Here is a 26,133-nt window from a genome sequence, read left to right on the forward strand (position 1 = left end):
TCTCCTCTCTAAAACATTGCGTTTTCACTGCTGGTTTTTCTGACTATTGCATTTGTAATCATTACTAAAACAAATCCTACAACGGACTGATAGAAACAGGCCGCAGCCGACATACCCATATTTGCCGTGTTTAACAGGCCCCGGTATACGTATGTATCAATAGTCTGGGTTACATCAATAAGCGCCCCGCTGTTCATGGGAACCTGGTAGAATAAACCGAAATCAGAGTTGAAAATTTTGCCGACAGAGAGAATCGTCAATGTGATAATCGTAGGCACCAGACATGGCAGCGTTATATTCATAAAACTCTTACGGCGGTTTGCACCGTCAAGGCTTGCGGCCTCATAAAGCCCGGGATCTATAGCCGACATATTTGCCAGATAGAGAATACAGTTTGTTCCTGTCATCTGCCACAGGCGGACGAAGATAATGATAAACGGCCACCACTTCTGTTCACTGTAGAAGGATATAGGTTCAAAACCAAGGGGCTGCAAAATATGCATATTTATAAAACCGGTATCCCCTGCCAGCAGTGCATTAGCCAGGTAGGAAACAATAATAATAGATAAGAGGCCAGGGAATAAAATGAGTGTCTGATATACCTTCCTTGATAAACTGCTTCTGATCTCATGGAGAATGTATGCAACAAAAACTGCCATAAATGTCCCCAAAATAATAAATGCCAGATTATAAAGGAGTGTATTTCTGGTCATGATCCATGCATCTGCACTTTTAAACAAAAATTTAAAATTGTCCAATCCGACCTTTTCGCTTCCGAAAATACCGCCTTTTATCGTATATTTTTCAAAGGCAAGTATTAGTCCCCCCATTGGAATATAATTGTTGATTATAAAATAAATACAGGCCGGCATGGCCATCACATAAAATGGCCAGTATTTCCTTACTTTCTTCACAAATGATGTTTTCTTATTCATGCTTCCAGTCACTTCTCCATTTCTAAAAAGCGGCGCCATTTTGCTTCTGCCAAAATGCGCGCCCCTTTTATTTTTTAGGTCTGTGCAGTAAATGCACAGACCTGCTGAATAGTTACGAAAGTTCTCGGTTACTGTTCGGTGTCCCGCTTATTTGCCTAAAAAAGCATCCAACTGTTTTTGTTTTTCTGCAATAACAGTTTCAATTCCTGCATCTTTTAATGCCGCATTAAATTCCGGCAGATATTTCTCAGGGTCTAATGCTCCGCTTTCCAGACCAATCTGGTATTTACTGCAGACATTATCCAGCTGCGTAATCTCGTTTGTTACATTTGCCGTATCGAAACCAAAACCAAGACCCGCGGACTTTTTCGCATTTGTATTGCTCTCTACAAGCAGTTCGGCGTATTCCGGATTCTCACTCTCCCAGCGGATTCTGTTAATATTGGAAATTGAAGCTCCAAGATGGTAAGCACATGTTGTGGCATCTTTTCCTTCTAAATATTTACCCATTCCATTTTCGTCTAAAACATAGTGTTCGCCCTCAATACCATAACTGATCAGGTTTCCTAATTCCTCATCAGAGAACCACAGATTTAAGAACTTCATACAAGCCTCTGCATGTTCTGTATTAGACATAACCGTATATGTTACATTATTATAAGTTCTGGCAACCGGTACATCTAACAAAATAGCTCCCATCTCCTTTTGGCAGGTTGTAGTCTGATAGTAAGCTGTATTAAAATCTGTCTGTCCTATTGTAGAAAAAGCCGCATCGTTCTTTGTAAGAACAGGAAAAGCATCTGTCTGTGTCTGAATATCTTTGTTGGAATATCCTTTTTCATACCAGTCATGCATAACCTTGCACAGTTCGGCATATTCTTCTGTTTCAAAAAGGTTTACAACATCTGTTGTTTCTCCCCCATTCATTAAAACTCCATAATAATTTCCAAGATCGTCCCAAAGGCCATACGTGAAATTGGGCGCTGTATTGCCGTTGTTAGTAACGAAAGGCGTCATATCTGGTTTCTTCTCTTTTACAACTGCAAGGATATCTCCCCAGTCTTCTAAGTTCTTAACCTCTGCCACCTGTTCTGTAAGTCCAAGCTCATCCACAACATCCTGTCTGTAAATAATACCCATTGTCCAGGCATAGGATGCATAAATTGGAATTGCATACTGGACGCCGTCTATCTGGCCGCTCTTTAAGAAGTCTCCTTCCATTTCAATAATATCCTGCCCATACTCCTGTACCAGATCAGTAAGGTCATACGCAGCTCCCTGTGAAACTGCATTCAGATATCCGCCATAGTTGGCAATAATATCAACGTCTTCCGTCCCGCTTAAAAATAATGAATACTGCTGGAACCATTGTCCAAATTCAAAAGGTTTGAATTCAACCTCCACCCCGATTTTTTCTCTTGTGATCTCATTGACTGCTGCCATAACATTGTCAATGTCCTCTGATGCACCGGACGTGGGAACATAAATCTTGATCTTTTCTACCTCCGAGGCCTCCGCCTTCGCTACGCTGCCTCCGGCCAGCATAGAGACTGCCATTGCTGCTGCTAATACTGCACTTGTTACCTTCCGTTTCATAAATAAAACCTCCCTGTATTTGATAGAGTCATTATATAAAAAAAATTGTTCTTTTAATATCATTTTAAAACCTTGAATTTATACTTTGAGAACCTTTTGAAGATTTTGGGTAAAGGTTCATAAATATTGACATGAGATGTCAGGTATTATCTGCTATAATAAGCGGAGGAGGTGACAGGAGATGAAAGAAAGCAGATTATTCCGTATCGTATACTACCTGCTTGATAAGGGCCATGCTACCGCCCCGGAACTGGCTGAAAAATTTGAGGTGTCCATCCGCACAATTTACCGGGACATTGATGTCATCAGCAGCGCCGGCATTCCTGTTTACGTTACAACAGGAAGGAATGGCGGGATAGAGATCCTGGACAGCTATGTATTGGAGAAATCTATTTTTTCAGATAAGGAAAAACAGGATATCATGGCAGCTCTGCAGAGCCTGGCCGTTATAGATAATACATATGAAAAAGAAATATTGATTAAGCTGTCTGCTCTATTTAATATCCGCTCAGAGAACTGGTTTGAAGTGGATTTTTCCAGATGGGGCGGCAAGACACAGGACAATGATAAATTTGAACTGCTGAAGGCTGCCGTCATCGGTCATCAGGCTGTGTCCATCACCTATGTCAGCTCTTACGGCACACAAAGCCAAAGAAAAATACATCCCCTTAAGCTTCTGTATAAATCAAAGGAGTGGTATATAAAGGCATACTGTACTTATAAGCAGGATTTCCGCATCTTTAAATTCAACCGCATTACGGATCTGGCACTTTTAGATGAACACTTCACTCCTGTTGATTTTCCGGACCTTCAGGATGATCCAAAGGGAACTTACAACAGGATCATCATTAAGTTTTCAAAGGAAATGGCCTACCGTGTCTATGATGAATTTGAGGCAGAAAATATCGGGAAGCAGAAAGACGGAAGCCTGATCGTATCCGCAGAAATGCCGGAAGACTCCTGGCTGATTGGCTATCTGCTTTCCTTTGGAACGCAGGCGGAGGTTTTAGAGCCTGCTTATCTAAGAAAAGTATTGTCAAATGAAGCAAGAAAAATATATGAAATGAACAAACCATGACACAGGTTGTCAGGGTATGTATGGTATGCTTGTAATTATAAATACAAAATAATTGTATATCTGGTATAGCTCAAAATAAATAACTTGATGGGAATTATACCGGAGTAGCGGAGGATTAAAATGAGTGAAGAATTTAAAAATATAACAATCGATAACATTGAAACCGAACATCTCTGCTGTGCCATCGCAGATAAAAAGCACCAGTGTGGTGTCGGCGTCAAGAAACAGTGGTTAAAGGAACGCATCCCGGAGGGGCATGTATTCCGCAAGCTGGACGCAAAGGGAAAAGTCTTTATAGAATACGCGCCGCTTGAGAGTGCATGGATACCTGTCCAGGGTGATAATTTTCTCTATATATACTGTCTCTGGGTGTCAGGGTCGTTCAAAGGGAAAGGCTATGCGTCAGCTCTTCTGGAATACTGCATTAATGATGCTAAAGCACAGGGGAAGTCCGGGGTATGCGTACTCAGTTCCAAAAAGAAAAAACCATATTTAACGGATAAAAAATTTATGCTTAAATATGGTTTTGAAGTGGCTGACAGTATTAATGATGACTATGAACTTCTGGCTTTATCCTTTGACGGGAATAAGCCCTCGTTTACAGAAAGTGTCAGGCAGATGAGCGTCAGCAGCAAAGACCTGACTATCTATTATGGCATGCAGTGTCCGTTTATCCCCAACTGTCTGGAACAGATCAAAAACTACTGCAGCGAAAACGGCATCCCCGTCCGTCTTATTGCCGTAGATACCTTAGAGAAGGCCAAGAATGTACCATGCATCTTCAACAACTGGGCTGTCTTCTACAACGGTAAATTTGAAACAGTCTCCCTGATGAATGAAGGAAGTTTGAAAAAATCACTTGGATTATAATAACAAAATCCCGCACAGCAGCGGAAATGTGACGATAGAGAGAATCGTGGTCAGGAATACCCCGGCTGCCGCTGTCTCCTCGCCGCTGCCGCATTTATTCGCCATCATGACACAGAGGGCTGCACTTGGCATGGCTGTGGAAACAAGGATCACGCCCTGTATCTGGGCGTCAGGAAAGAGCAGCCGCCCCGCCAGCCATATAAGGACAGGGAATACGATCAGCTTCAGCAGGGATATTTTATACATCTGCTTATCTGTGAACAATTCCCTGACAGGATATTCCGCCAGCATGCTGCCCAGCACGATCATGGACAGTGCCGGTGTCAGGTTTCCCACAAAGGCTATGCCTTCATGGACAATGGGCGGTATCTCCCATCCTGTGAAGAAAAGCACAAGTGCCAGGATACCTGAGATGGTTCCGGCATTGACCATGCTTTTCCAGTCACTCTTTCCTGTGCGCCCGCTGCCCTTCATCAGAAGATGGATCCCCAGCGTGTACATATACAGGTTAAATCCCAGGTGCAGCATACTTGTAAAAAAGACTGCCTGGTCCCCGAACAGGGACTGTGCCACAGGAAGCCCCATAAAGCTGCTGTTGGCAAAGATAAGCAATACCTGGCATACACTTCTCTTTTCAGCCGGGATACGCATTACCCTGCACATCACCCATGACAAAAGGACAAGGCCCATATACATGGCCAGTCCAAAGAATATCAGCAGGATGACCTGCCCCTTCTGCGCCGCATCCACATTCTGGACTGATGCCAGAATAAGAGCCGGACATGTCACAGTCACGATCAGGCCCGACAGTTTCTTATTTGAAGCTGTGTCCAGCATCCCTTTTTTATTACAGAAAAATCCTACGGCCATTGCCAGAAATAATTTGAGCATGGTCTCCGCCAGTGAATTCCACATTTTCTTATCCAATCCCTTTTGCCTATTTATTAGATACATAACTGTTCAGTAACTGTACAGGCCTATACAGCCGCTTCTCTCAACTGAATTAATCATAACCACAGTGCATGTATTTGTCAACGGAGAGTTTTCGGCTCCACAAAGCATGTTACTGGTCACGGATTAAATGAAAAGGGTACTTGAAAAAATCAAGTACCCCGTGTATAATTTACTTAGAAGTAATCAAAAGACATTTCGCAGTCTGATGATTGCGCTTTGGATAACTGTGCAATTTATAGTTACAAGCTATCCTCTATTGCAGTAGAGGATAGCTATTTTTTGTTTTGATGGTTATCTGTGTAAGCGAGTGCGGCGAAAGCTGTGTCCAGCATCCCTTTGCCCTATTGATTAGGTGTCTCTATCTCATTTAAATATTTGTAGATCGTATACTTAGATACCTGAAGCTGCTTTGACGCATATGGTACGCTTTTCTGCAGGCTGAAGAAATTCCTTTCTTTCAGCAGCTGCACCACGGCCATCCTCTCTTTTTTCTTCATCTGCTCTACGGGCTTATTGAACATGGCCAGACATGACTGGAAGATATTTTCCAGATGTATCTCTCCTGTCTGATCCTGGCTGATATTTGAAAACAGGTCGCCCTGGCAGGACGTAAAATCCTGCAGCAGCCCCTTCATCTGTGACATCAGCGTAATATCATAATTGATCCCAAGCGCAAACTGGTAATCTTCCCCATTTAAGAAAAAGGTGGACGATTTTATCATCTTCCCGGACGGGTGGATAACCAGCTGGTTCGTGATATCCTGCAGCATCTTTTCCTTGCTGAACACTTCTATATCAATTTTTTCCCCGAATATCCCCTGATTCGTCATACCTGTCCGCCCCGACACATGGCCATTGAAGATATCTATAGACCAGACCTCGCCATCCCTCACCTCATGGATGACAGTCTCGCAGTTCTTCCCGAACATCTCAGAAATTCCCTTTGCCAGCTTATATAGTAAATCATAGGCTTCATCTCTAGTCATAACTTCCTCCCATTATATATCCCGGCAGACGCGCACATATACCGTTACTATTCGCAACCCCTCTAAAAACACGGTTCCGTAAATAGTAACCCTCTGCCTGCAGCTGAATTAATCATAACCACAGTGAGTATATTTGTCAACGCAGAGTTTTAATCCTTCTTATTGCCTGCCTCAGCGTATCCGCCGATCTTCCCAGCTGCTCCTTTTCTTCCTCCCGCAGGTGGAATTCCCCTATCTCCTTCACTCCGCTTCTGTTTAATATGGCCGGGACACCGCAGTACACATCCCTTTCTCCATACTCACCGTCCAGAAATACTGAAACTGGCAGCATCTTGTTCTCATCGTGGAGCACAGCCTTTACGATACCTGTGACAGCGCTTGCGATGCCGTACTGGGTATTGCCTTTTGCCGTCAGCACCTCCCGGCCTGCAAGCCTTGTCTGTTCAACGATCTGCTCCAGGGATATTCCCGGGAAGCGCTGGGGTGAATCATTCAGAATCTCTGCAAAGCTCTTTCCCCCGGCTCTGACATGGCTCCACGGCACCATCATTGTATCTCCGTGCTCACCCATGACATAGGCGTCCACACTTCTGGGGTCCATGTTCATGATCTCCCCGATGGCATGCTTTAGTCTGGCTGTCTCCAGGACCGTCCCTGTCCCGATGACTCTCTCTTTTGGCAGTCCTGACAGGCGGTAGACAAGATACGCCATCACATCTACAGGATTGGAAACCACAAGGAAGATACCGTCAAATCCGCTCTCCATCACCTGAGGGATTACAGAAGCCACTATTGCCTCTGACTTTTCCTGCATCGCCAGCCTGTCAGTCTCCCCATTTAATGGGGCTGCTGCAGTAATGACAACTATATCCGCATCATGGCAGTCACTGTAATCCCCGGCGTAGATCCTGACGTTCCTGTTCTGGAAGTCCATGGAGTGCTGCATGTCCAGGGCCTCGCCCCTGGCCTTCTGCATATTTCTGTCTACCAGCACCACCTCCGCGGCAATACCCTTGACCACAAGGCTGTAGGCCACTGTGGAACCCACGGCTCCCGCCCCCACGATCACAACTTTTGTAACATTAATCACAGGACACCCTCCTCTTACCGGAATTCATATGTAACACAGGGCTTCCCATCTCTCCTGGAAATCCCCTCTTTTTTTATAATTTCAATATCTGCTCCGTCAAAGCAGCTGATGATGGGGCTGATGACAGCTCCTTTCATCATTGCTTCAAATTCTTCTTTCACATCTCCATCCAGCACCTTTGAGAGTTCCTGAAGCCAGGCCTCATTCTGAAGCACCTCTCCTGCCTTTGTCCTCTCCAGGATGGCAAACATCACATCATCCAGGGACCTGCTGCCTCCTGTCTTTTCCCTTATCCGGGAATCTATTGCCATCAGGTAGAAAAATCCCCGTCCGTATGGAACTGTCGTGGCCTCTTTATCTTTAAAGAGCAGATCACCCAGCTCATTTGCAGGATAAGCGGCACACGGGTTCTCATAATACTGTTCTGCCCTGTCATTTAGCTGCTCCAGCAGTTCCTCCCTGGAAGCCAGCCCGAATCTCCATGGCAGAACAAGACAGTAGAATTCTGCCATGCCCTCTACATACCAAGTGCACGTCCCAAACGGCTCATCCAGGAGTGTTACCCAGTTATGCACCATCTCATGAGGAAAGAGGAACTTCAGTTCCGTCATAGTGGGAAGGGCATCCGGATCGTAGATATAAGAATAAGATCTCTTAAGCGCTGTGCCTCCGCTTTTACGGCACTGGCGGGCCCTTGCGAAAATCTTGTACGCCTCGTTGTCATCCCTGAAGAAATCAGCCATTTTCAGAAAGACTTCACTTGTCCATACAGCGATTTCTGAAGCGTCAAAGCCTTCCCTGTCAAACCAGTAATAGCCGAAATTTTTATTTTCCACTCCTTTAGCCAGGCCAAAATAATAAAATGTTTCCTGAAGGTCAGCCTTCTTCATGGTCCGGCTGATATGTTCCTCCCCATATGACCAGAGGACCTTTGCCCCGTCCGGCAGCCCGTCTTTGAAAATTTTCATGTCCAGCTCATATTCTTCCTGAGTCAGCCTGGGCATCCAGTTCTCTCCCGACCCGGACACGCCTCCTGCCTCCTGTCCCATATCCATGACAGGGTTTGGCCTGGCCGGCAGGAACTTATTTCTGTAGGTGATAGTTATGGTGCCTTTTGTATCACGTCCCGCTGTAATGCTGCGCAGGAGCTGATGCTGGATACGTTCATCATCTGCAGTATATCCCAGCTCACCAGCCTCATCCTCCATATAAAAGCTGTCCCAGTCCACGCTGCAGGGAATTCCATACAGATCCTGGTTGAAATCACAGATCAGGCTGCCGCCGGGATGTTCCTCACCCCGGATGCGGATGACCACATCTGCACCGCCAACTGTATTCCCTTCCCAAAACGGCTTAATCTCTGTTTCCACCTGGGGTAATCTGACCATACTTAATTCCTCCATTCTTATTGGACTACTAGATATCTGCCGCATATTACGTCCTCTGCTGCAAGACCGAGGGCATCAAATAAAGTGATCTCCTCTTCATCCTTCCGCCCTGGCGCCTCTCCCAGAAGCACCTGCCCCAAAGACCCCACAATCTGATCTTCCGTTATAAGCCCCTCCTGAAGCGGCACAAGATACTCGCCCGATTCTTTCTTCAGGGCCTCCACCTGATCTGCATAGATCCTGGCTTTTGCCATAAGCTCTGACGTAACCTCCCTAGTGGAGGGTGTGAAGGTGCCCACAGCATTGATATGGGCGCCCGGTTTGATCCACTCAGCCTTCAGATATGCCTCTTTGCTTGGTGTTAGAGTGCAGATGATATCACATTCCTCTGCAGCCTCCCGGGCTGTAGCCGCCACGGTCACGTTAATTCCAAATCTGGCTTCCATCTCCGCCTTATAGCTTGCTGCCGCTTCAGGCCTGATATCATAGACCCTGACCTCTTTGAGGCCGGGCCGCACACAGAGCATACCCTCCAGATGGGAACGCCCCTGGGCACCGGCTCCTATGATCCCCAGTACCCTGGCATCCTTCTTCGCCAGAAGCTCAGCAGCCACCGCGCTGGCTGCTCCTGTCCTTATCTGCGTGATGGCTCCCGCATCGGCCATGCCCACGCAGCAGCCATGTACTGCCTCAAACATCATTACATATCCTATATGGGACGGATAGCCCGTCCCTGCATTCTGAGGAAACGCATTTAGTACCTTTGCCCCGAAGTAATCTCCTTCACCCAGATATGCGGGCATAAATCCAAAGGATTCTCCATGGGGCAGACGGCATATAGATCTCATGGGCTGCACAGCCCTGCCGGATTCCAGAGCTATGAATGCCTCCTTCATCAGGCCTATACATTTCTCCATAGTCAGACGCTCAAATACTTCCTTTGCTTCTACGATCTTCATCTTGAAACCTCCCTTACGGTTTTTATATCTAAAGGTATTTCTCAAACCACCGGATCAGATATTCCAGGTATTCTGTCTTTTCTCTTATATCCCGGGGAATATCATGGTTCAGCCTGGGCCAGAGTATCATTTCCACAGGAAGATCAGGATGGCATTCCTTAAGAGCTGTGAACATCTGATGGGCTCCTTCTACAGGGCACCTGTAATCCTCCTCCCCGTGAAGGATAAGGAACGGCACATGGATGTCCTCTGCATATGCAACCACAGAATTCTTCAGGCAGTTCACCATAAATTCTTCAAAATTCTTATATCCGGCGCTGGAACCCTGCATGTCCGAGCTGGCATACTGCATCAGTTCGCTGTACACGGCGCGCTGTGCCGCACATGCCCTAAACCGCTCAGTCTTCTCCGCCAGATATGTGGTCAGATACCCTCCATAGCTGCCTCCTGTCACACCAATGCGCTCCCTGTCGATCCATTCATATCTGCGCACAGCCTCATCGACTGCCTGCAGACAATCATAGGCAGCTGTACCGTCGTAGGCCAGCTTAAGATCCAGATGCTCCTTCCCATAGCTGCTGCTTCCCCTGAAGTTACAGTAGATTACTGCAAAACCTCTTCCCGCCAGACACTGGTACTGATATTCCAGGGCAAACGGACAGAACGGGTGAGGGCCTCCGTGTATATACAATACAGCCGGATACTTCTTCCCCTCCGCTCTGTTCTGAGGCGGTATGATCCAGCCCTGCACTTTGCCCCTTCCATCCAGAGTATCAAAAACCATTGTCTCAGGGCGGCTGATGGCCCTGTCTTTTATAAAGTCATTTGCTGATGTCAGGGGTTCCCCTGTCTCTCCTGTCTCCACATCCATAAGAAAATAGTTGCCCAGCTGGGAGAAATCGCTTCTTGCCACAAGCATCCTGCCATTCTGGGGTTTTCCGATCCCCCGGTAATTCTGCTCACCGCCTGAGAGCAGCTCCACCTTTGGCTCACCATAAACTGCAGCTCTGTAAATATTGCACTGTCCCTTCCATCCGCTGATAAAGTAGACAAAACGCCCGTCCTCTGATACCTGCATTTTCTCCTGACAGCCTGCCGTCCCGCCAAAATACGGAAAAGCCACGCAGTCAAAGCACTCCTCTGTGGTCTGGAAAATATCCACATCCTCACTGCCGTCCACAGCTACCCTGTGGAGGCGGCACAGGGGATATCCTGCTGAAAATCCTGGGTCCTGCACCATGGAGGAATCCATAAATGCCATAATGACCCACTTGCCGTCAGGCGTAAAGACTGGATTCACAGGATTTGGGTAAGAGACTGCCCAGTCCCTGGATGATATCCTTCTGGAACTGCCGCCCCTGGCAGGGACCATAAAAAGGTCAAGCGCCAGCGCCTCCTCCTTACCTCTCTCCTGTCCGCTCAGATAGACCAGCTCCTGTCCGTCAGGAGACCAAGCCGGATGCAGGGCATCCCAGTTTCCCTGGGTGAGGCAGATGATCTCACCTGTCTCCACGTCCACGGTGTGCAGCTGGGTATGGCCCGGCTGTATGAAACCCGCCCCGTCAAATTTGTAGCCAAAGTCTTCTATTACCACCGGCTTGACTGTCCCTGCCGGGTACAGCTCATCAATATATGTAGGAGCAGGAGGCTTCACCGGGCTTGATAGAAAGGACATCATCCTCCCGTCAGGTGACCACAGAGGAGAAGTGACCCCTCCGGGCACTGCTGTTATCTTCCTGCATTCTCCTGTTTCAAGAGAGGTACACCATATCTGCATTCCTCCCTCTGCATTGGAGAGAAAAGATACACTCTTTCCGTCCGGTCTGAAACGCGGGGACGTTTCCGTGGTCCCTCCTGCTGTCAGCATCTGTTCTTCACCTGACGCCAGATTTTTAAGAAGTATGCTGCTCCTCCCTGCCTGAAGCTGTTCATCCCAGGCTGTCCGGCACCAGACAAAAAGCCCTGCATCTGCCAGATATTCCCCTCCTGAGAGCTCTTCGATCAGGCGGTAGTCTTCCAATGCGGAAACCTGCTTATTCATCTGCATCTCCCCCTTCCTTCAGATATTTGCAGAACCAGTTTATAAGCTCCTGCAGATGGCATATCTGGTTATAAAGATTGCCTTCTCTTGTAATGTCATGATTTTCCTCAGGGAACATCACCATGCGCACAGGCACCTGGGGATTTCTCTCCTTCATGCCGATAAATATCTGTTCTGCCTGCTCAAACGTACAGCGGTAATCCTTGTAGCCGTGAAGTATCAGAAGAGGCGTGGAGATAGAATCGATCTGGCCCATCAGGCAGCTTCGCGCCCTTCTCTCCAGCACCTTCATCATCTGCAGGGATTCTCCTTCCTTCAGACGTCTGGATTCAAATCCCATATCCCCGCATCCATAGGATGTGGCTGTATTGATCAGGCATCTCTGTGTGACTGCGGCTGCAAAACGGTCCGTCTTTGCTATCATCTTGTTAGTCATCATACCTCCGTAGCTGCCCCCTGTGATGCCGACTCTTTCACTGTCTATAAATCCAAGCTCTGCCGCTGCCTCTATTGCTCCCAGCAGATCCTGGCACGCTCCCTCCCCCCAGGAATATTCATCCCGGGAAAATTCCACGCCGTATCCCAGGCTGCCTCTGGGATTGCAGTAGACAACTGCCATGCCGTCTGCCGCGATTGCCTGGAATTCATGCCAGAAGTCAACCGTATAGCTGCACTCCGGCCCGCCGTGCACATCCAGAATAGCGGGATATTTTTTTCCCTCTTCCATATTGGCCGGCGCCATGACCCAGACCTGTATCCTGGTTTTCTTATCTGCCGTGGGAACCCATATCAGACGGGGCACTGACAGATCGTACTCCTTCAGCCACAGATTCTCATCTGTCAGCCGCGTATACTTCTTTGTCTCCATATCCATCACATGCAGTTCAGTGATGGTTGTATAATCGCCCGCTGTAAAGAACATCCTGCCGTTTGCCGGCAGACAGAAGGAATGTACGGACATGGGAAACTCTGTCACCTCCCTGATCTTCTGAGTGCCATCCAGGGACAGGGCAAAGACCCTCTCGTATCCCTCACAGGAAGCTCTGTACCAGATCTCACTTCCCTCTTTATTCAGCTGGTAGCAGGGCGTTTCCGTTCCGTAAACTGTCCTGCTGCAGGGTGCTCCGTTAATGCCGTGGCTTTTTGTCTCCTCCACATCTCCCATAAGAGCCGTTACCTGCCCGTCTTCTGCAGAAACCTGGTAAAGCCTCTCCTCACATCCTCCTTCTTTCCCCTCATAGTAGGACGAATAGATCACAGCTGAACCATCCATGTTAAAGCAGGGCGGATCTTCCGTCACCGGACGCCCTTTCCGGGTCAGCTGTTTCAGACCGCTGCCGTCACCGGCGCATATAAATACCTCAGGATCAGGCTCCCATACACCCTTGTAAGGGAATCCGTAAAATGCAGCCTTCTGCCCATCCCTGGAATAGACAGGATATCTGGCCTTAAAGCTTATCCCGCCAAACAGCTCCATCTTCCCGTCCGGAAAAACCTTCACTATCCTGTCAACCCTGCCGTCCAGCAGGCCATATGCGCTGTTATCCTTGCAGAAAGGTTTGTCAATGACAACAGGAGCCCTGTCCTTCCTGGCCTCCCACGCTTTTCTCTCTTCAGAGGACATCTCCTTATCCCATGTCCCATTTTCAATCTCCTCCTGATAACAGCCTGCCTGGATCAGGAATTCTTCCCGGTCCCTCCTCATATCATACCAGTCCGCACCTCTTCTGAGGCTTGTGAGCCTGCGCCTTTTTCCATCCTCCAGATCCAGTATCCACAGCTGTTTCTCTCCAGTCCTGTCGGATAAGTATGCCAGATGTTTTCCGTCCCCGCTGTATCTGGGCAGGAAAGCGTTCTCGCACTCCCTGTCAGTAAGCTCTTCCCTCCTGCCTGTGACAGCATCGGTGCGCACCAGCCAGCTCTGGTATTTCCCATCGGATTTCCTGTGCATACTGCACACATATACAGCCTCATGTCCGTCCGGGTGTGCCGCCGGGTATGACATGTACCTGACCTGCTCTATTGTCTGTGCTGTAAACTTTTTCCCCATACTTTCTCCTGCTTCCTCCTTTGTCTTAAGACCTGCAGCCCTGTTTTTTAAGAGCCCTGCGCAGCCTGTCCAGGGCATTGTCCATCTGCTCCCGTGTGGTAGCCAGATTCATGCGGCAGTAATCCTGGCACTCCTCGTCATAATCCATTCCGCCGTCAAGGGCCAGCAGAGCTTCCTGCACAAGAAAGTCCTTCAGGCTTGCTCCGTCATGGACGATGCCCTTCCAGTGGATCCAGCAGACATATGTCCCCTCAATGGGAAAGACATAGTTAGGCGCAAACTCCTCTTTAAATGCCTTCAGCACTTTCTTCCTGTTCTCATCCACAAGGGCGGTCATCTCATTTTTCCACTTCAGCCCTTCCGGTGTATATGCACCCATGACAGATGCATAGGCAAAAGGCTCCAGACTGCCGTAATGGTCTGCATTCCTCTGTGTAATAAACCGTTCTCTTAAGTTTTCATCTGCAATCAGTACGTTGGCATGGTTCACCCCTGTAAAGTTAAAGCATTTTCCCAGTGATGTGCACACTATAGCCTGCGCAAGCCCCTCCTGTATTTCCAGAAAGGGGACTGTCCTGTGCCCGTCAAAGGTCACCTCGGCAAATATCTCATCTGAGAATACAATGACACCGTACTTTGCGGCAAGTCTCCCCACCTCTGTCAGTTCTTCCCTTGTCCACACTCTGGCCGTAGGGTTATTCGGATTGCAGAGAACGAAGAGCCTGTTCTCCGGAACAGCCATGCATCTTTCCAGATCCTCAAAGTCCATTGTATACCTTCCGTCCTCTTCCTTCAGGCGGCTGACAACAACTTTTCTGTGAAGGCGTTCTGCTGCCTGGGCATATCTGTGGTACCCCGGATTCTGTACGATCACGCCCTCCCCCTCTGCTGTGGACATACGTATGGCAGTGGCTACGGAATATATGGTGCCCATAGTGGGCACTATCCAGTCCAGATCTATCTCCCAGTCTCTGGCATTCTTCATCCACCAGATAACTCTCTCTTTATACTCATCAGTCATCAGTGTAAAGCCAAATATCCCCCTCTGCACCATCTCTGTTACTGACTTTATAATGCTGGGCGCTGTGGGAAAATCCATCTCGGCAGCTGAAAAAGACATATAGCCGGCTTCCCTTACCTTTTCAGGCGTAATGCAATATTTCAGACTGTCCTTATCTCTTGGGACGATCTGTTTAAATGAATCGTTCAACACATTTCTTCCTCCTGGTTATTTCAGATGATGGCATGCCGCCAGATGTCCCTTAGCCACCTCTGTAAGCGGCGGCATCTCCTGGCTGCAGATATCTGTAGCCCTCTGGCATCTGCCGCAGAACCTGCATCCCGGTTTGGGATTGATGGGGCTTGGCACTTCCCCCGCCATGATATGGTGCGGGTTGCTCCTCTCATAATCCGGATCTGCTATTGGCACGGCCTCTAAAAGCCCCTGGGTATAGGGGTGCGCCGGATGGTTATAGACCTCCTCCATATCCCCGTACTCCACCATAGTCCCCAGATACATCACGGCAATCTTGTCAGATATATGGCGCACCATAGACAGGTCATGGGAGATGAACAGATAAGTCAGATCCATCTCTTTTTGAAATTTGATCAGCATGTTCATGACCTGTGCCTGGATAGATACATCCAGAGCTGAGATAGCCTCATCACAGACAATGAACTCGGGATTCAGCGCCAGGGCCCTGGCTATGCCGATGCGCTGTCTCTGCCCTCCTGAGAATTCATGGGGAAACCTGTTATAATGCTCACGGTGAAGCCCCACCATTTCCAGCAGCTCATATATCCTGTCCTGGCGCTCTTCCCGCTTCCTGTATATTTTATGGATGTCCAGTCCTTCTCCTATAATGTCTCCCACAGTCTTAAACCCGCTTAATGAGGCATAGGGATCCTGAAAGATCATCTGCATCTCTCTCGTCAGCTGCTTCTTTTCCTTCCTGGAGCATCCCGCGATATTTTTTCCTTTGAATAAGATTTCTCCCGCATCCGGCTCATACAGCTGCAGAAGTGTCCTTCCCACTGTTGTTTTGCCGCATCCCGACTCACCTACCATACCCAGCGTCTCCCCTTTTTCAATTGAGAAGCTGATATCATCCACAGCCTTTAAGACTGCCTTGGGACCGGCTTTAAAATATTTCTTCAGATGGTTTACCTGAATCAGCGGCTGTCCGCTCATACCGACGCCTCCTTCCTGGGCCTTGTGTAAACGCCCTCAGGCGGCTTTACCTCACTTGCCCTCTCGTCCATAAGCCAGCACTTTGACACATGGCCGTCTGAACATTTATAATATCCCGGCTCTTCCTTCAGGCAGGCTTCCAGGCAGTATTCACACCTAGCTGCGAAAGCACAGCCCCTGGGCGGGGCAAACAGGTCCGGAGGCGTGCCCGGTATGGAATACAGCTCCTCCTTTACCTCCTGGATCATGTTCGGCATAGCACCCAGAAGCCCCCATGTATATGGATGGCTGGGATTGTAGAAAACCTGCTGGGCTGTGCCGGCTTCTATGATCTGGCCCGCGTACATAACGCTGATCCTGTCAGCCATGCTGGCCACAACCCCCAGATCATGAGTCACAAGTATAATAGCCGTCCCTGTCTTTTTCTGAAGGTCACGCATCAGCTTTAATATCTGCGCCTGCATTGTCACATCCAAGGCCGTAGTGGGTTCATCAGCAAACAGAATAGACGGATTGCAGCTGATAGCCATGGCGATCATGACCCTCTGGCGCTGTCCCCCTGACAATGTATGAGGATACCGTTTGTAGATCGCAGCCGGATTGGGCAGCCCTACCTGGGTCAGCATTTCTATAGCTGTTTTTTCAGCCTGAGCCCTGCTTACCTTCTGGTGCTTGATGATCCCTTCACAGAGCTGCCTCCCGATCCTCATAGTCGGATTCAGCCCTGTCATGGAGTCCTGGAATATCATGGAGAATTCCCTGCCTCTGTATTTCTCCATCTCTTTATCTGATTTCGTTGTCATTTCTTCGCCCTTATAGCGGACGCTGCCGGATTTCAGCCTGGCGGGAGGCATATCCAGAAGCTGCATGACCATCTTCATGCTCACAGACTTGCCGCTGCCGGACTCACCTACGATAGCCAGCGTCTCACCCTCATCCAGGTGGAAGCCCACTCCCCTGACAGCCTGCACCTCACCTGCATATGTATCAAAAGAAACTGCCAGATTCTCTACCTCAAGCAGATGTCCTTTCTTGTCGCTCATCATTTATCTTCCTCCCTATCAGTTTCTCAGATGCGGATCCATAGCGTCTCTCAGACTGTTCCCGAACAGGTAGAACGCAAGTATTGTCACGCTTATAATAACGCCCGGGATAAACAGCTGGTACGGATACTGCCTGAACACCTTCTGCCCTGTCTGGGCCAGCTGGCCCCAGGATGTCATGGGTGAGGCCACGCCAAGGCCTATAAAGCTTAAGTAAGCTTCCATAAAAATGGCTGCCGGTATCATACTCGTCAGGCTCACCACCTGCTGTCCCAGGATATTTGGAAGGATAGATGAAAATATCTGGTGCAGCCCGCTTCCGCCCAGTGTCCTGGATGCAAGCACGAATTCCCTGTTCTTAAACTGAAGCATCCTTCCCCTCACCGACCTGGCAGTGCCCATCCAGCCTGATATGGCTATAGCTATGACGATAGAACCAGGACCAGCTCCCAAAAAGAGCATGATAAGGGTTATATACACCAGATCAGGTATACATGCCCCCACATCTATAATACGCATGATCACCATATCCACCCAGCCGCCGAAGTAGCCGGAGATACCTCCGATCAAAGTTCCCACGATCATTGGCACCACGGCGCCGCCGAATCCAATGAGCAGGGATATCCTGGCGCCCACCCAGATGCGCGCCCACAAATCTCTTCCTGCCTGGTCTGTTCCGAACCAGTGCGCTGCCGACGGTCCTTCATTCAAATGGGACAGATTCGTAGAATCATAGGAGTACTGACTGAGCAGGGGGGCCAGAACCGCCATGGCAATGACGATCAGCAGATAGACCATGCAGATGATCGCCACCTTGTCTGTCTTCAGGCGGCGCCACACGTCCTTCCAGTAGCTGATGGACGGGCGTGCGATCACATCAGAATCCATGCCGCGGTCCACCCGCACAAAATCACTTGCAGACACACAGCTGTTTTTCACTTCTTCATTCATTTTTGCCACCTCACTTCGCCACACGGATTCTCGGGTCTACCAGACCATAGATCAGGTCGACCAGGAAATTAGCCACTACCACAAATATTCCCAGGAATACTGTCAGTCCCAGAGTCATAGAGTAGTCCAGAGACTGCACTGACGTCACAAAGTACGCTCCTATGCCCGGAATAGAAAATATATTTTCTACTACAAAGGATCCCATGAGGATACCCACGATCTCCATTCCCATAGTGGGAATCATGGGAATGATCGCATTTCTTATCTGATGCCTCCAGACTATCTCCCTGGCGGATAGCCCCTTTGCCTTGGCTGTCTTTACATAATCCTCACTCATTACCTCAAACATCAGCGTCCTCATAGATCTTGTCCTGCCTGCAATGCTGCCAAAGCTTAAGGTCAGCACAGGAAGCACGGTGTAGCTCCACCCTCTCCATCTGGATACAGGGAACCAGCCCAGCTTGATGGCAAATAAGTACTGGAACAGGGATGCCACGATAAATACCGGCACCGACACGCCCAGCACTGAAAATGCCACCAGTCCATAGTCCACAGCAGTGCCGTGCTTTCTGGCTGCAAGGATGCCGAACAGCAGTCCCAGGGGAAGAGAGACAAGCCACGACATAATTCCCAGCATGGCGGAGACAGGAAACTTTTCCGCGATGATTCCATTCACGGACTGCCCCGGATTCTTCAGAGAATATCCGAAATCGCCGTGAAGAAGGTTTTTCATAAAAGTCCCGTACTGCTCCAGGATGGGACGGTCCAGGCCATAGTAGGCCAGCATCTTTTCCTTTGTCTCAACACTCATGATCCTTTCTGTTGAAAAAGGATCGCCCGGGAGGGCATGTATCAGGAAAAAACTGCAGGTAGCGATCAGCCAGACCGTAACCAGGGAAATCACTACCCTCTGCAAAATGTATTTTTTCATAGGTATACCTCGCCTTTTATGTAACAGAAAGAGGGACCCGGGGCATCAAATGCCAAACTATAATGCCAGGTATCCCTCTTCAAGTTAATTCGATCATTTACAGGTAACTGTTCAGTGTTTTCACAGTTATTTTTTTCTATTTATTTACTTTGAGGTCTTTAAAGAAATATCCGTATCCCTTCTTAGCCACACTGAAGTTTTCCACATAGTCCTGGGCAACTGTAGCCTGGCCCTGCATGTACAGCGGGCAGTATATGCCTTCATCAAGGATAAGCTGTTCCGCCTGGTTCAGGATATCATTCTGCTCTTTTGCGTCAGTACTCTCACTGATCTTGGCGATCAGGCTGTCGTACTTTTCATTTGACCAGTATCCCGGGTTCAGGTCGCCCCCTGTCTTGAAGTTCATTGCATTGCTGTAAGGGAAGACACCGCCCTCTGTTCCAATGACGAACATGTCAAAGGACAGGGCATAAAAGTTTCCGATGGCTGTATTGATGGGGTACTGCTCATATTTAATACTGGTGATCCCAAGAATGCTCTTCCATGCGTCTACCATCATCTCACCCATCAGCTTGTGGTCATCGCGCTCATAGCTCATCAGTGTCATATCCGGCAGCTCGGACGCATCTGCATATCCCAGTGCCTTCAGAGCCTTGTCCAGATATTCTTTAGCTTTTTCCTCATCACCTGCAAGGGGTGCACATTCTACAGGATATTCATCTGTAACCTTCTTGCCGTTCCCATCTGTGTATACCTCTGTCGTTATCCTGTTGTAGCCGTGGAATAACGGATTTACAGCCTGGGCGATACCCTCTCTGTTCAGAGCATAACTGAGAGCCTTGCGGAAATCAGCATTTGAGAGTACTTCCTTTGCAGCCTCATTTTTCGTATTTTCATTGAAATACATAGCTTCGATTCCGTTTGAAGAGAACGGTGTAACAGCTGCCCCATCCTCTGTCATCTGGTCTACATACTGGCCTCCGATGGTATATATGGCGTCAATCTCACCATTTTCAAACATCGCCACCTTTGTGCCGTCGTCTGCGATCTCCATGCCTTCGATCGTCTGTATCTGCCAGTTATCCTTAGCATCCCAGTAAGTATCATTTTTAGTAAGCACATACTTGCTGTCCAGGATCCATTCTGTACAAGTATACGGACCGCTGTACAGGGACTTGTCTACAGATGAGCCGTATGCATCCCCATACTCCTCCATCTTATCCTGGCGCAGAGGATATGGTGTGATAAAGGCAAGAACTGTGAGCAGGTCTGTCCCCGGATTTGTCACCTTTATCTCGAGAGTCTTATCATCTTTTGCCTTTACAGCTACATCTTCCCACTTACCTTCACCTGACGCATAAGCCTGCGCTCCCTCAATATATGTCAGGTAGCTCTGGTTGATCCATGCCAGTTCAGGATCCAGGTACTGTGAAAACGCATATACAAAATCATCTGCCTTAACCGGCTCCCCGTCAGACCACTTTGAATCACGCAGATAGAACGTATATGTAAGCTTGTCCTTTGATATCTCCCATCTCTCTGCCAGATCCGGCTCATATCCGTCCTCAGTAGGCCTTACCAGCCCCGCCTGGGTGAGATAATATACATCGTAATCATTATTAGAATTTGACTTTACAGGGTTCATGCCGATCAGAGAAGGACATGCCCATACAAATGAACCGCTTCCCGTGGCCTCAGAGCCTTCTGCTTCAGTTTTAGTTTCTGCTTCTTCTGTTTCTGCTTTAGCCGTATCCTTTGTTTCCCCGGCGGCGTCAGCAGTCTCGTTCTCAGATGCGGATTCTTTTGCATCTGCCGCTTCTGTCTCTTTTGCCGCAGAAGTCTCTGTATCATCCTCAGCTGCTTCCGTGGATGCTTTTGTTGTTTTTGTCTTTGAAGAAGAATTATCAGATTCAAAGGTGCTGCACCCTGCAAGCAGGGATGCCGACATACTGGCCGCCAGGATCATAGAGATCAATTTCTTTTTCATAGAGTTCCTCCTTGTGGTTATCTACCTGTAACGTTAATTACACTTTCCCTCCTGTATGGACCTTCTGGAAAATATTGACTTTTTATCAACTTATTCCCATGGGCGGTTTTTTGCGTCAACACTTTGCCACGTCAACGTGCAAATTTCTAATAAAAGACGCCAAAGGCCAATTTTTTACCGTTTGTCTCCTTTGACGCCCCGTGTGCTGTCCGCTGGAATCCATCTGGACTTCTACGTGTGTTTATAATTCGGATTATACAAAAACCTTTCCAATTTGTCAACTATTATTTCTGCAATATTACAGTACTGTCTCTCAAGGATATAAAAAAATACTTGAATTTAGCAAATAAATTGATTATAATAAAGACATAAAGAAAGCACCCACTCCAAAAGTGGATGCTCCCGATTAGATGTTAGATGTCCTTACGGACAACGCCCATCCTGTGGATCAGACAGGATGGGCATTTTATTTTCGCTTGTTTCTCTTATCGAGAAAGGCGATCAACGCTACAATCAGGCTTCCAAAGGATATCAGCAAAGCTAATATTCCTATAAAAATCGAAACGATTTCGTATGCTGTCATGGGCGCTACCTCCTTTCCTATGTATTCCGGCATTCCGGTTTTACAATTCCGGGAGGCTGTCACTCCTGTCGTGAGTGCTTTCCTGTCATTATTTTATCATACGTATTTTCTCATTTCAATCTATATAAGGACTTTTACAATTGTTACTGTAACATTATTACAACTTCTTTCACTTCTGCCTTTTGCCATCGATCCACACATGTAAGATATTCTCTGCATCCCCCAGCACTCTGATATCCTCCAGAGGGTTTCCCTGCACCAGAATGATATCCGCCAGCCTGCCCTCTTCCAGTGTACCTGTCTGGCCGGCAGTATTCATCAGGTATGCGCCGTTTCTGGTAGCTGCCTGTATAGCTTCCATGGGCGTGTAACCGCATTCGCAGATGCCCTCCAGTTCCTTCCCAATATGTGCATAAGGTGTATTCCTGCTGTTGGAAAAGTCTGTCCCCATGGCCAGCCTCACTCCTGCTTTTCTGGCAAGCCTGTAGGATTCTCTGATGGCCCTGCCGCATGCCATGCCGCGTTCTACCATATCCGCAGGAAGGCTTGTCATTTTTGAAAAGCCCAGGGGGATATGGCAGGTGGAGACAAGTGTAATATCTTTTTCTTTCATCATATCCACACATTCCTGATCCAGGTTCACCCCGTGCTCCACAGAATGCACGCCTGCCCTGATCGCCTGCTTTGTGCCTGCCAGCCCTGTGCAGTGGGCGGCTACATAGGAATTGCGCCTGGCTGCCTCCTCTATCATGACTTGAAGCTCTTCCTCTGAATACTGGATATCATTGGGATTATCTACTGAGGAGGAAACTCCTCCTGTAGCGCAGATCTTTATAAACTGCGCCCCCTCCCTGAACTGCGTCCTGACAGCTTTAAGGCAACCTTCCTTCCCGTCAGCCAGATAACCAATCAGGCTTTTGGCATTTACTTCCTCCACGCTCATCTCTGTGTCAGTATCTACATGACCCGCAGTGACACTGATCACCCGGCCTCCCGGCATGATCTTTGGCCCTCTTAAAATTCCTGCCCCGACGGCCCTCTTAAGCGCCGGGCCAAACCTGCTCATATCCCTCACCCCGGTTATGCCCGCATCCACCAGTATACCGATGTCATGGGCAGCGGCCAGAAGGCTGTCATATGCAGACCCGCCCTGCCTGTTCTGGCTCTCCTCCCCTGAGAGGTGGGCATGACAGTCGATCATTCCCGGCATGATGGTCCCATTCTCAGCTTCGTATACCGGGTATCCGCTCAGAGGGCATCCTCTCTCCTCCCCCGCATATACGATGCGCTCCCCCTCAACAGCCACAGCGCCTTTCTCTATACATGTGTCATGGCAGCCGTCTATCAGCCTGCCTTTTATAATGAATATATTCTCCTTTGTTTTCATACTTTCTCCTCCCCGGTAAATTGGAACACTGTGCATGTCCTGTGCTCCCTTCTGGTTTTCCCCTCTGTTTCTTTCACTTTTATATTATCTCCCAGGAATGTCCCGTCCGGCACGAAAAGGCGGCCTCTGCGCATATCTTCGTATGCAGGCCTGGAATCACAGCCCAGCATGGCGCTCAGTTCCCGGTTCCACAATTCATTTGTCACCTCAATGCCTGACTTCTGGCACTCAAGTATCTTCATGACAAGATCATCCAGACACAGTTTATTCTCTGAAGCTCTGCGTATATCTCTGTTTACAGCTGTCAGATAAAAGAACCCGCGGCCATAGTGGACCCTCATCAGCTCGCTGTCCCCGAAAGCCCTCTGCATGGGCTCGTAGTCATCAGAGTCCGCAAAAGGGTTCTCATAGTAGCGCAGTGCCCTCAGGTTCAGAACTGTGAGTGCGTCCTTTACGGACATGAGCCCGAATCTGTACGGAAGCAGAAGGCCGTAGTATTCTGCCGTCCCCTCCACAAACCATGTCATATTTCCAAATGGTTCATCCGGCACAGTAGTCCACACATGCACCATCTCATGAGGCAGGGTCGTGAGCATATGATTATGCCAGCTGTAATTATCCCTGTCATATTCCTCTAAAAGCCCTTCAGGCAGACCGGCAAAATCGTCGATCCCGTACTTTTTATCTCTCTCATAGAGCAGGATGAAGGAGCGCGGCAGGGCCATTCCATTCATCTGTCCCCTGTCATTCCCCCTCATGAATATCCTGAAGGTCTTTCCCTCATCCCCGAAGAAGCCGGCCATCTTCTCATACAGGCCCATAGTCCATTTGCCGATAGCCTCCCCGTCAAAGAGAGGGTTCTCATACCAGTAAAAACCGAAGTTCTCTTTTTCCTCCCTGCAGATCTTCCCTATGTAATAGTAGCAGTATAAAAGAGCAGATGACGCCTCCTCTATGTCAATCCCGCCTTCGCCATAGGTGGTAACTGCCTCCCATCCTTCGGGGAGCTTTGACATGTCCCAAAGAAGCCTGATCCTGTACCTGTCAGCAGTAAACTCCGGCAGAAAGGCAGTTCCCGTCCCATTAGCGCCGCTGCCCTCATACCCCATGTCGTAGGGGGGATTGCCTGTGGCCTCATGGAAATGGCAGGTATATGAAAGTGAAACACTGCCCTTTGTGTCCCTGAGTACATATGCCGCCTGGCTCCGTGTCAGAAACTTCTCTTCCTGTTCAAACATGACAGGAACCTCCCCCTTTTCATCTTCAACAACAATTTCTTCCCTGGGGCAGGTAAAGGGATACCTGATCAGGTTCTCTAATATAGTAAATAATTTTCCGCCTTTTTTTATTTCAGGCGCATCCTCCCTGATATTTACCTGCATTCCCGGTATCTTCCGGCCATCCCACAGGGGTGTCAGTCTGTATTCAAGCTCTCTCACCAACAGTTACCTCCTCACTTTCAGGGCTCTGCCCTGGCACCATCCCTTCAATTTTCCGCTCTGTAAGCATTTTCCTTACATCCTGCAGAAATTGCCGTTTTCCTTCCTCTGATGAATAGACGCCATGTCCGCCTGCATATTCCCGGGCCGTCACCCTCTCCATGGGAAGGCCGCTGTGGGACAGTACATAACGTGTATTTCCCGCAAAGGTACACAGATCGTACAGGCCGCTGGCCATAAGCAGATGCATCTGTGGATTGCTCTCCATGGCTGCCTTCAGGCACTGGATATGAGTCCGCTTATCCTCCACCTCTTCTGTCTCAAAATTCCACAGAGGATAAACCGTCAGATTTCCTGTATAGTACAGCCGTTCCATATGGATCCCCAGCTTTGGCGCCAGCAGTCCGTTCATGACCGCCAGGGGTACATTTTCATTACCTATGGAATTATACGATTCCTGCAGGGGTGTCAGCTGTCTGCCATCATAGATATCAGCTCTCCCTCCCTTATCTGCCGCTACCTGCAGCATAAAATCTTCCTCTGACTCAAGTCTGAGGCGGTTTCGTACAAAATATTCCTTCTCCATTCCCGTATAAAAGGCCAGCTTCCCCGAAAGCTCCCTGACCCTCTCATCCTGGCAGCTGTCCCCCTCAAACAGGGCCGACAAAAGCTCATCCTTCACAAAGCTCCACGCCTCCTCCACAAAATCCTCCAGGCGTCCCTTTCCCTCCGGGTGATGATACCAGTTGACTGCCGCCATAGACGGCATCATGGCTGTAACAAGATCCAGCCCCGGCTCCATGGGCCTTCCGCTCTCATCTTCAGATGTGGCCAGCCCGATGAGCACTGCTCCTGCCACAGGTATTCCAAGCACCATCCTGCTCTCAGAATACGGGCTCCTGCCCAGCTCCGCCAGCACCCGGCAGGCCCTGACCGTGCCGTAGCTTTCTCCGCAGAGATAGAGGGGGCTGTCCCATCTGTTATATTTTTTGATCCACTGTACTATGAAAAATGCCGTACTTCTGGCATCTCCGTCCACACTGTAATATTTCTCTCTCTTCCCCGGGTCAAGGAGCCTGGAATATCCCACTCCTACAGGGTCCACAAAAACCAGGTCACAGATATCCAACAGACAGTCCCCGTCCTCCTTCAGCCCGTAGACCGGCTTTCCTGATTTATCTCTGTCCATCTGCCACGGCCCAAAACATTCCAGATGGAGTGTGCTTGTTGCCGAGCCGGGTCCCCCGTTCCAGAAGAACATGACCGGGCGGCCTTTACTTTCCGTCCCTGTCCTCATATAAGAGAATGAAAAAACAGACGCCTCCGCCTCCCCTGATTCAGAGTAAAAGAGGCAGTCCTCTCCTATAGTCTGAAAGGGGACAGAAACGCCCCGTATCTTAACACTGTGCTTCTCCTCAAACCGACCGGGCGTAAACCTCTCAGTAGTATATCCCGGCGGCAGCTTATTCTGTTTCATATCCGTTCCTCCTCTAGTCTGCTACATTTCAAGAACGCCTTCTGTGGCGGGCTTTTTTGCACCCTTGAATCATTTTCTCACGGCCTGTGCAGCAAATGCACAGACCTGCTGAATAGTTACATCTTTTTGTAACTGTTCAGTACCTTCACAGTTACATGCAAAAATCCATTTAAAATCGCCTCCGGCGATGGGATTTT

At 48.7% G+C, this 26,133-nt stretch carries 21 protein-coding genes; 2 read left to right on the forward strand and 19 right to left on the reverse strand.

Going from position 1 to position 26,133, the window contains the following annotated elements:
- Positions 1-8: 8 nt before the first annotated feature.
- A complete protein-coding gene (locus NSB28_RS13460; RefSeq protein WP_109626028.1) occupies positions 9-935 on the reverse strand; it encodes an ABC transporter permease in 927 nt (308 codons plus the stop codon).
- 147 nt (positions 936-1,082) lie between these two features.
- Positions 1,083-2,531: an ABC transporter substrate-binding protein gene (locus tag NSB28_RS13465; protein ID WP_257497792.1), complete on the reverse strand. Its 1,449-nt coding sequence runs from the start codon at positions 2,529-2,531 to the stop codon at positions 1,083-1,085.
- Positions 2,532-2,712: 181 nt separating this feature from the next.
- Between NSB28_RS13465 and NSB28_RS13470 the strand changes: the two genes are divergently transcribed.
- Together NSB28_RS13470 and NSB28_RS13475 are read left to right on the forward strand one after the other, a co-directional pair.
- The gene (locus NSB28_RS13470; protein WP_109625844.1) at positions 2,713-3,609 is read left to right on the forward strand and encodes a helix-turn-helix transcriptional regulator; all 897 of its coding nucleotides are present in this window, start codon (positions 2,713-2,715) and stop codon (positions 3,607-3,609) included.
- A gap of 120 nt (positions 3,610-3,729) precedes the next feature.
- Complete coding sequence (locus NSB28_RS13475) at positions 3,730-4,479, forward strand: N-acetyltransferase (protein ID WP_109625845.1); 750 nt, start codon at positions 3,730-3,732, stop codon at positions 4,477-4,479.
- Here the strand turns inward: NSB28_RS13475 and NSB28_RS13480 are convergent.
- From NSB28_RS13480 to NSB28_RS13560, 17 genes are all read right to left on the reverse strand, one after another.
- On the reverse strand, positions 4,474-5,406 hold the full coding sequence (locus NSB28_RS13480) for an AEC family transporter (RefSeq protein ID WP_187374387.1): 933 nt from the start codon (positions 5,404-5,406) through the stop codon (positions 4,474-4,476). The genes NSB28_RS13475 and NSB28_RS13480 overlap by 6 nt on opposite strands.
- A 368-nt stretch (positions 5,407-5,774) precedes the next feature.
- Entirely contained in the window at positions 5,775-6,419 is a 645-nt protein-coding gene (locus NSB28_RS13485) for a helix-turn-helix transcriptional regulator (protein WP_109625847.1), read from the reverse strand.
- A gap of 136 nt (positions 6,420-6,555) precedes the next feature.
- Positions 6,556-7,509 (reverse strand): L-lactate dehydrogenase, encoded by a 954-nt coding sequence (locus NSB28_RS13490; protein WP_109625848.1) that lies wholly within the window; start codon positions 7,507-7,509, stop codon positions 6,556-6,558.
- A gap of 14 nt (positions 7,510-7,523) precedes the next feature.
- Positions 7,524-8,897 (reverse strand): M61 metallopeptidase family protein, encoded by a 1,374-nt coding sequence (locus NSB28_RS13495; RefSeq protein ID WP_109625849.1) that lies wholly within the window; start codon positions 8,895-8,897, stop codon positions 7,524-7,526.
- Positions 8,898-8,914: 17 nt separating this feature from the next.
- Positions 8,915-9,856, reverse strand: a complete 942-nt coding sequence (locus tag NSB28_RS13500) for an ornithine cyclodeaminase family protein (protein WP_109625850.1) — start codon at positions 9,854-9,856, stop codon at positions 8,915-8,917.
- A gap of 28 nt (positions 9,857-9,884) precedes the next feature.
- Complete coding sequence (locus NSB28_RS13505) at positions 9,885-11,897, reverse strand: S9 family peptidase (protein ID WP_187374386.1); 2,013 nt, start codon at positions 11,895-11,897, stop codon at positions 9,885-9,887.
- Complete coding sequence (locus NSB28_RS13510) at positions 11,890-13,947, reverse strand: S9 family peptidase (RefSeq protein WP_187374385.1); 2,058 nt, start codon at positions 13,945-13,947, stop codon at positions 11,890-11,892. Before NSB28_RS13510 ends, NSB28_RS13505 begins: the two co-directional genes overlap by 8 nt.
- A gap of 25 nt (positions 13,948-13,972) precedes the next feature.
- Entirely contained in the window at positions 13,973-15,160 is a 1,188-nt protein-coding gene (locus tag NSB28_RS13515) for a MalY/PatB family protein (protein WP_109625853.1), read from the reverse strand.
- A gap of 15 nt (positions 15,161-15,175) precedes the next feature.
- The gene (locus NSB28_RS13520) at positions 15,176-16,138 is read right to left on the reverse strand and encodes an ABC transporter ATP-binding protein (RefSeq protein WP_109625854.1); all 963 of its coding nucleotides are present in this window, start codon (positions 16,136-16,138) and stop codon (positions 15,176-15,178) included.
- On the reverse strand, positions 16,135-17,181 hold the full coding sequence (locus NSB28_RS13525) for an ABC transporter ATP-binding protein (protein ID WP_109626029.1): 1,047 nt from the start codon (positions 17,179-17,181) through the stop codon (positions 16,135-16,137). Before NSB28_RS13525 ends, NSB28_RS13520 begins: the two co-directional genes overlap by 4 nt.
- An 18-nt stretch (positions 17,182-17,199) precedes the next feature.
- On the reverse strand, positions 17,200-18,132 hold the full coding sequence (locus NSB28_RS13530; RefSeq protein WP_109625855.1) for an ABC transporter permease: 933 nt from the start codon (positions 18,130-18,132) through the stop codon (positions 17,200-17,202).
- Between the two features lie 10 nt (positions 18,133-18,142).
- On the reverse strand, positions 18,143-19,063 hold the full coding sequence (locus tag NSB28_RS13535) for an ABC transporter permease (protein ID WP_109625856.1): 921 nt from the start codon (positions 19,061-19,063) through the stop codon (positions 18,143-18,145).
- 136 nt (positions 19,064-19,199) lie between these two features.
- Positions 19,200-21,050: a peptide ABC transporter substrate-binding protein gene (locus NSB28_RS13540; protein WP_109625857.1), complete on the reverse strand. Its 1,851-nt coding sequence runs from the start codon at positions 21,048-21,050 to the stop codon at positions 19,200-19,202.
- Positions 21,051-21,516: 466 nt separating this feature from the next.
- Complete coding sequence (locus NSB28_RS13545) at positions 21,517-21,633, reverse strand: putative holin-like toxin (RefSeq protein WP_243134949.1); 117 nt, start codon at positions 21,631-21,633, stop codon at positions 21,517-21,519.
- Positions 21,634-21,802: 169 nt separating this feature from the next.
- Entirely contained in the window at positions 21,803-23,020 is a 1,218-nt protein-coding gene (locus NSB28_RS13550) for a metal-dependent hydrolase family protein (protein ID WP_109625858.1), read from the reverse strand.
- A complete protein-coding gene (locus NSB28_RS13555; protein ID WP_257497793.1) occupies positions 23,017-24,459 on the reverse strand; it encodes a M61 metallopeptidase family protein in 1,443 nt (480 codons plus the stop codon). The genes NSB28_RS13550 and NSB28_RS13555 overlap by 4 nt, the downstream gene beginning before the upstream one ends.
- Positions 24,446-25,936, reverse strand: coding sequence for a S10 family serine carboxypeptidase-like protein (locus NSB28_RS13560; RefSeq protein WP_109625860.1), 1,491 nt, complete (start codon positions 25,934-25,936; stop codon positions 24,446-24,448). Before NSB28_RS13560 ends, NSB28_RS13555 begins: the two co-directional genes overlap by 14 nt.
- Positions 25,937-26,133: the final 197 nt, after the last annotated feature.

The sequence above is a fragment of the Murimonas intestini genome (genome assembly GCF_024622195.1).
Lineage (GTDB): Bacteria > Bacillota > Clostridia > Lachnospirales > Lachnospiraceae > Murimonas > Murimonas intestini.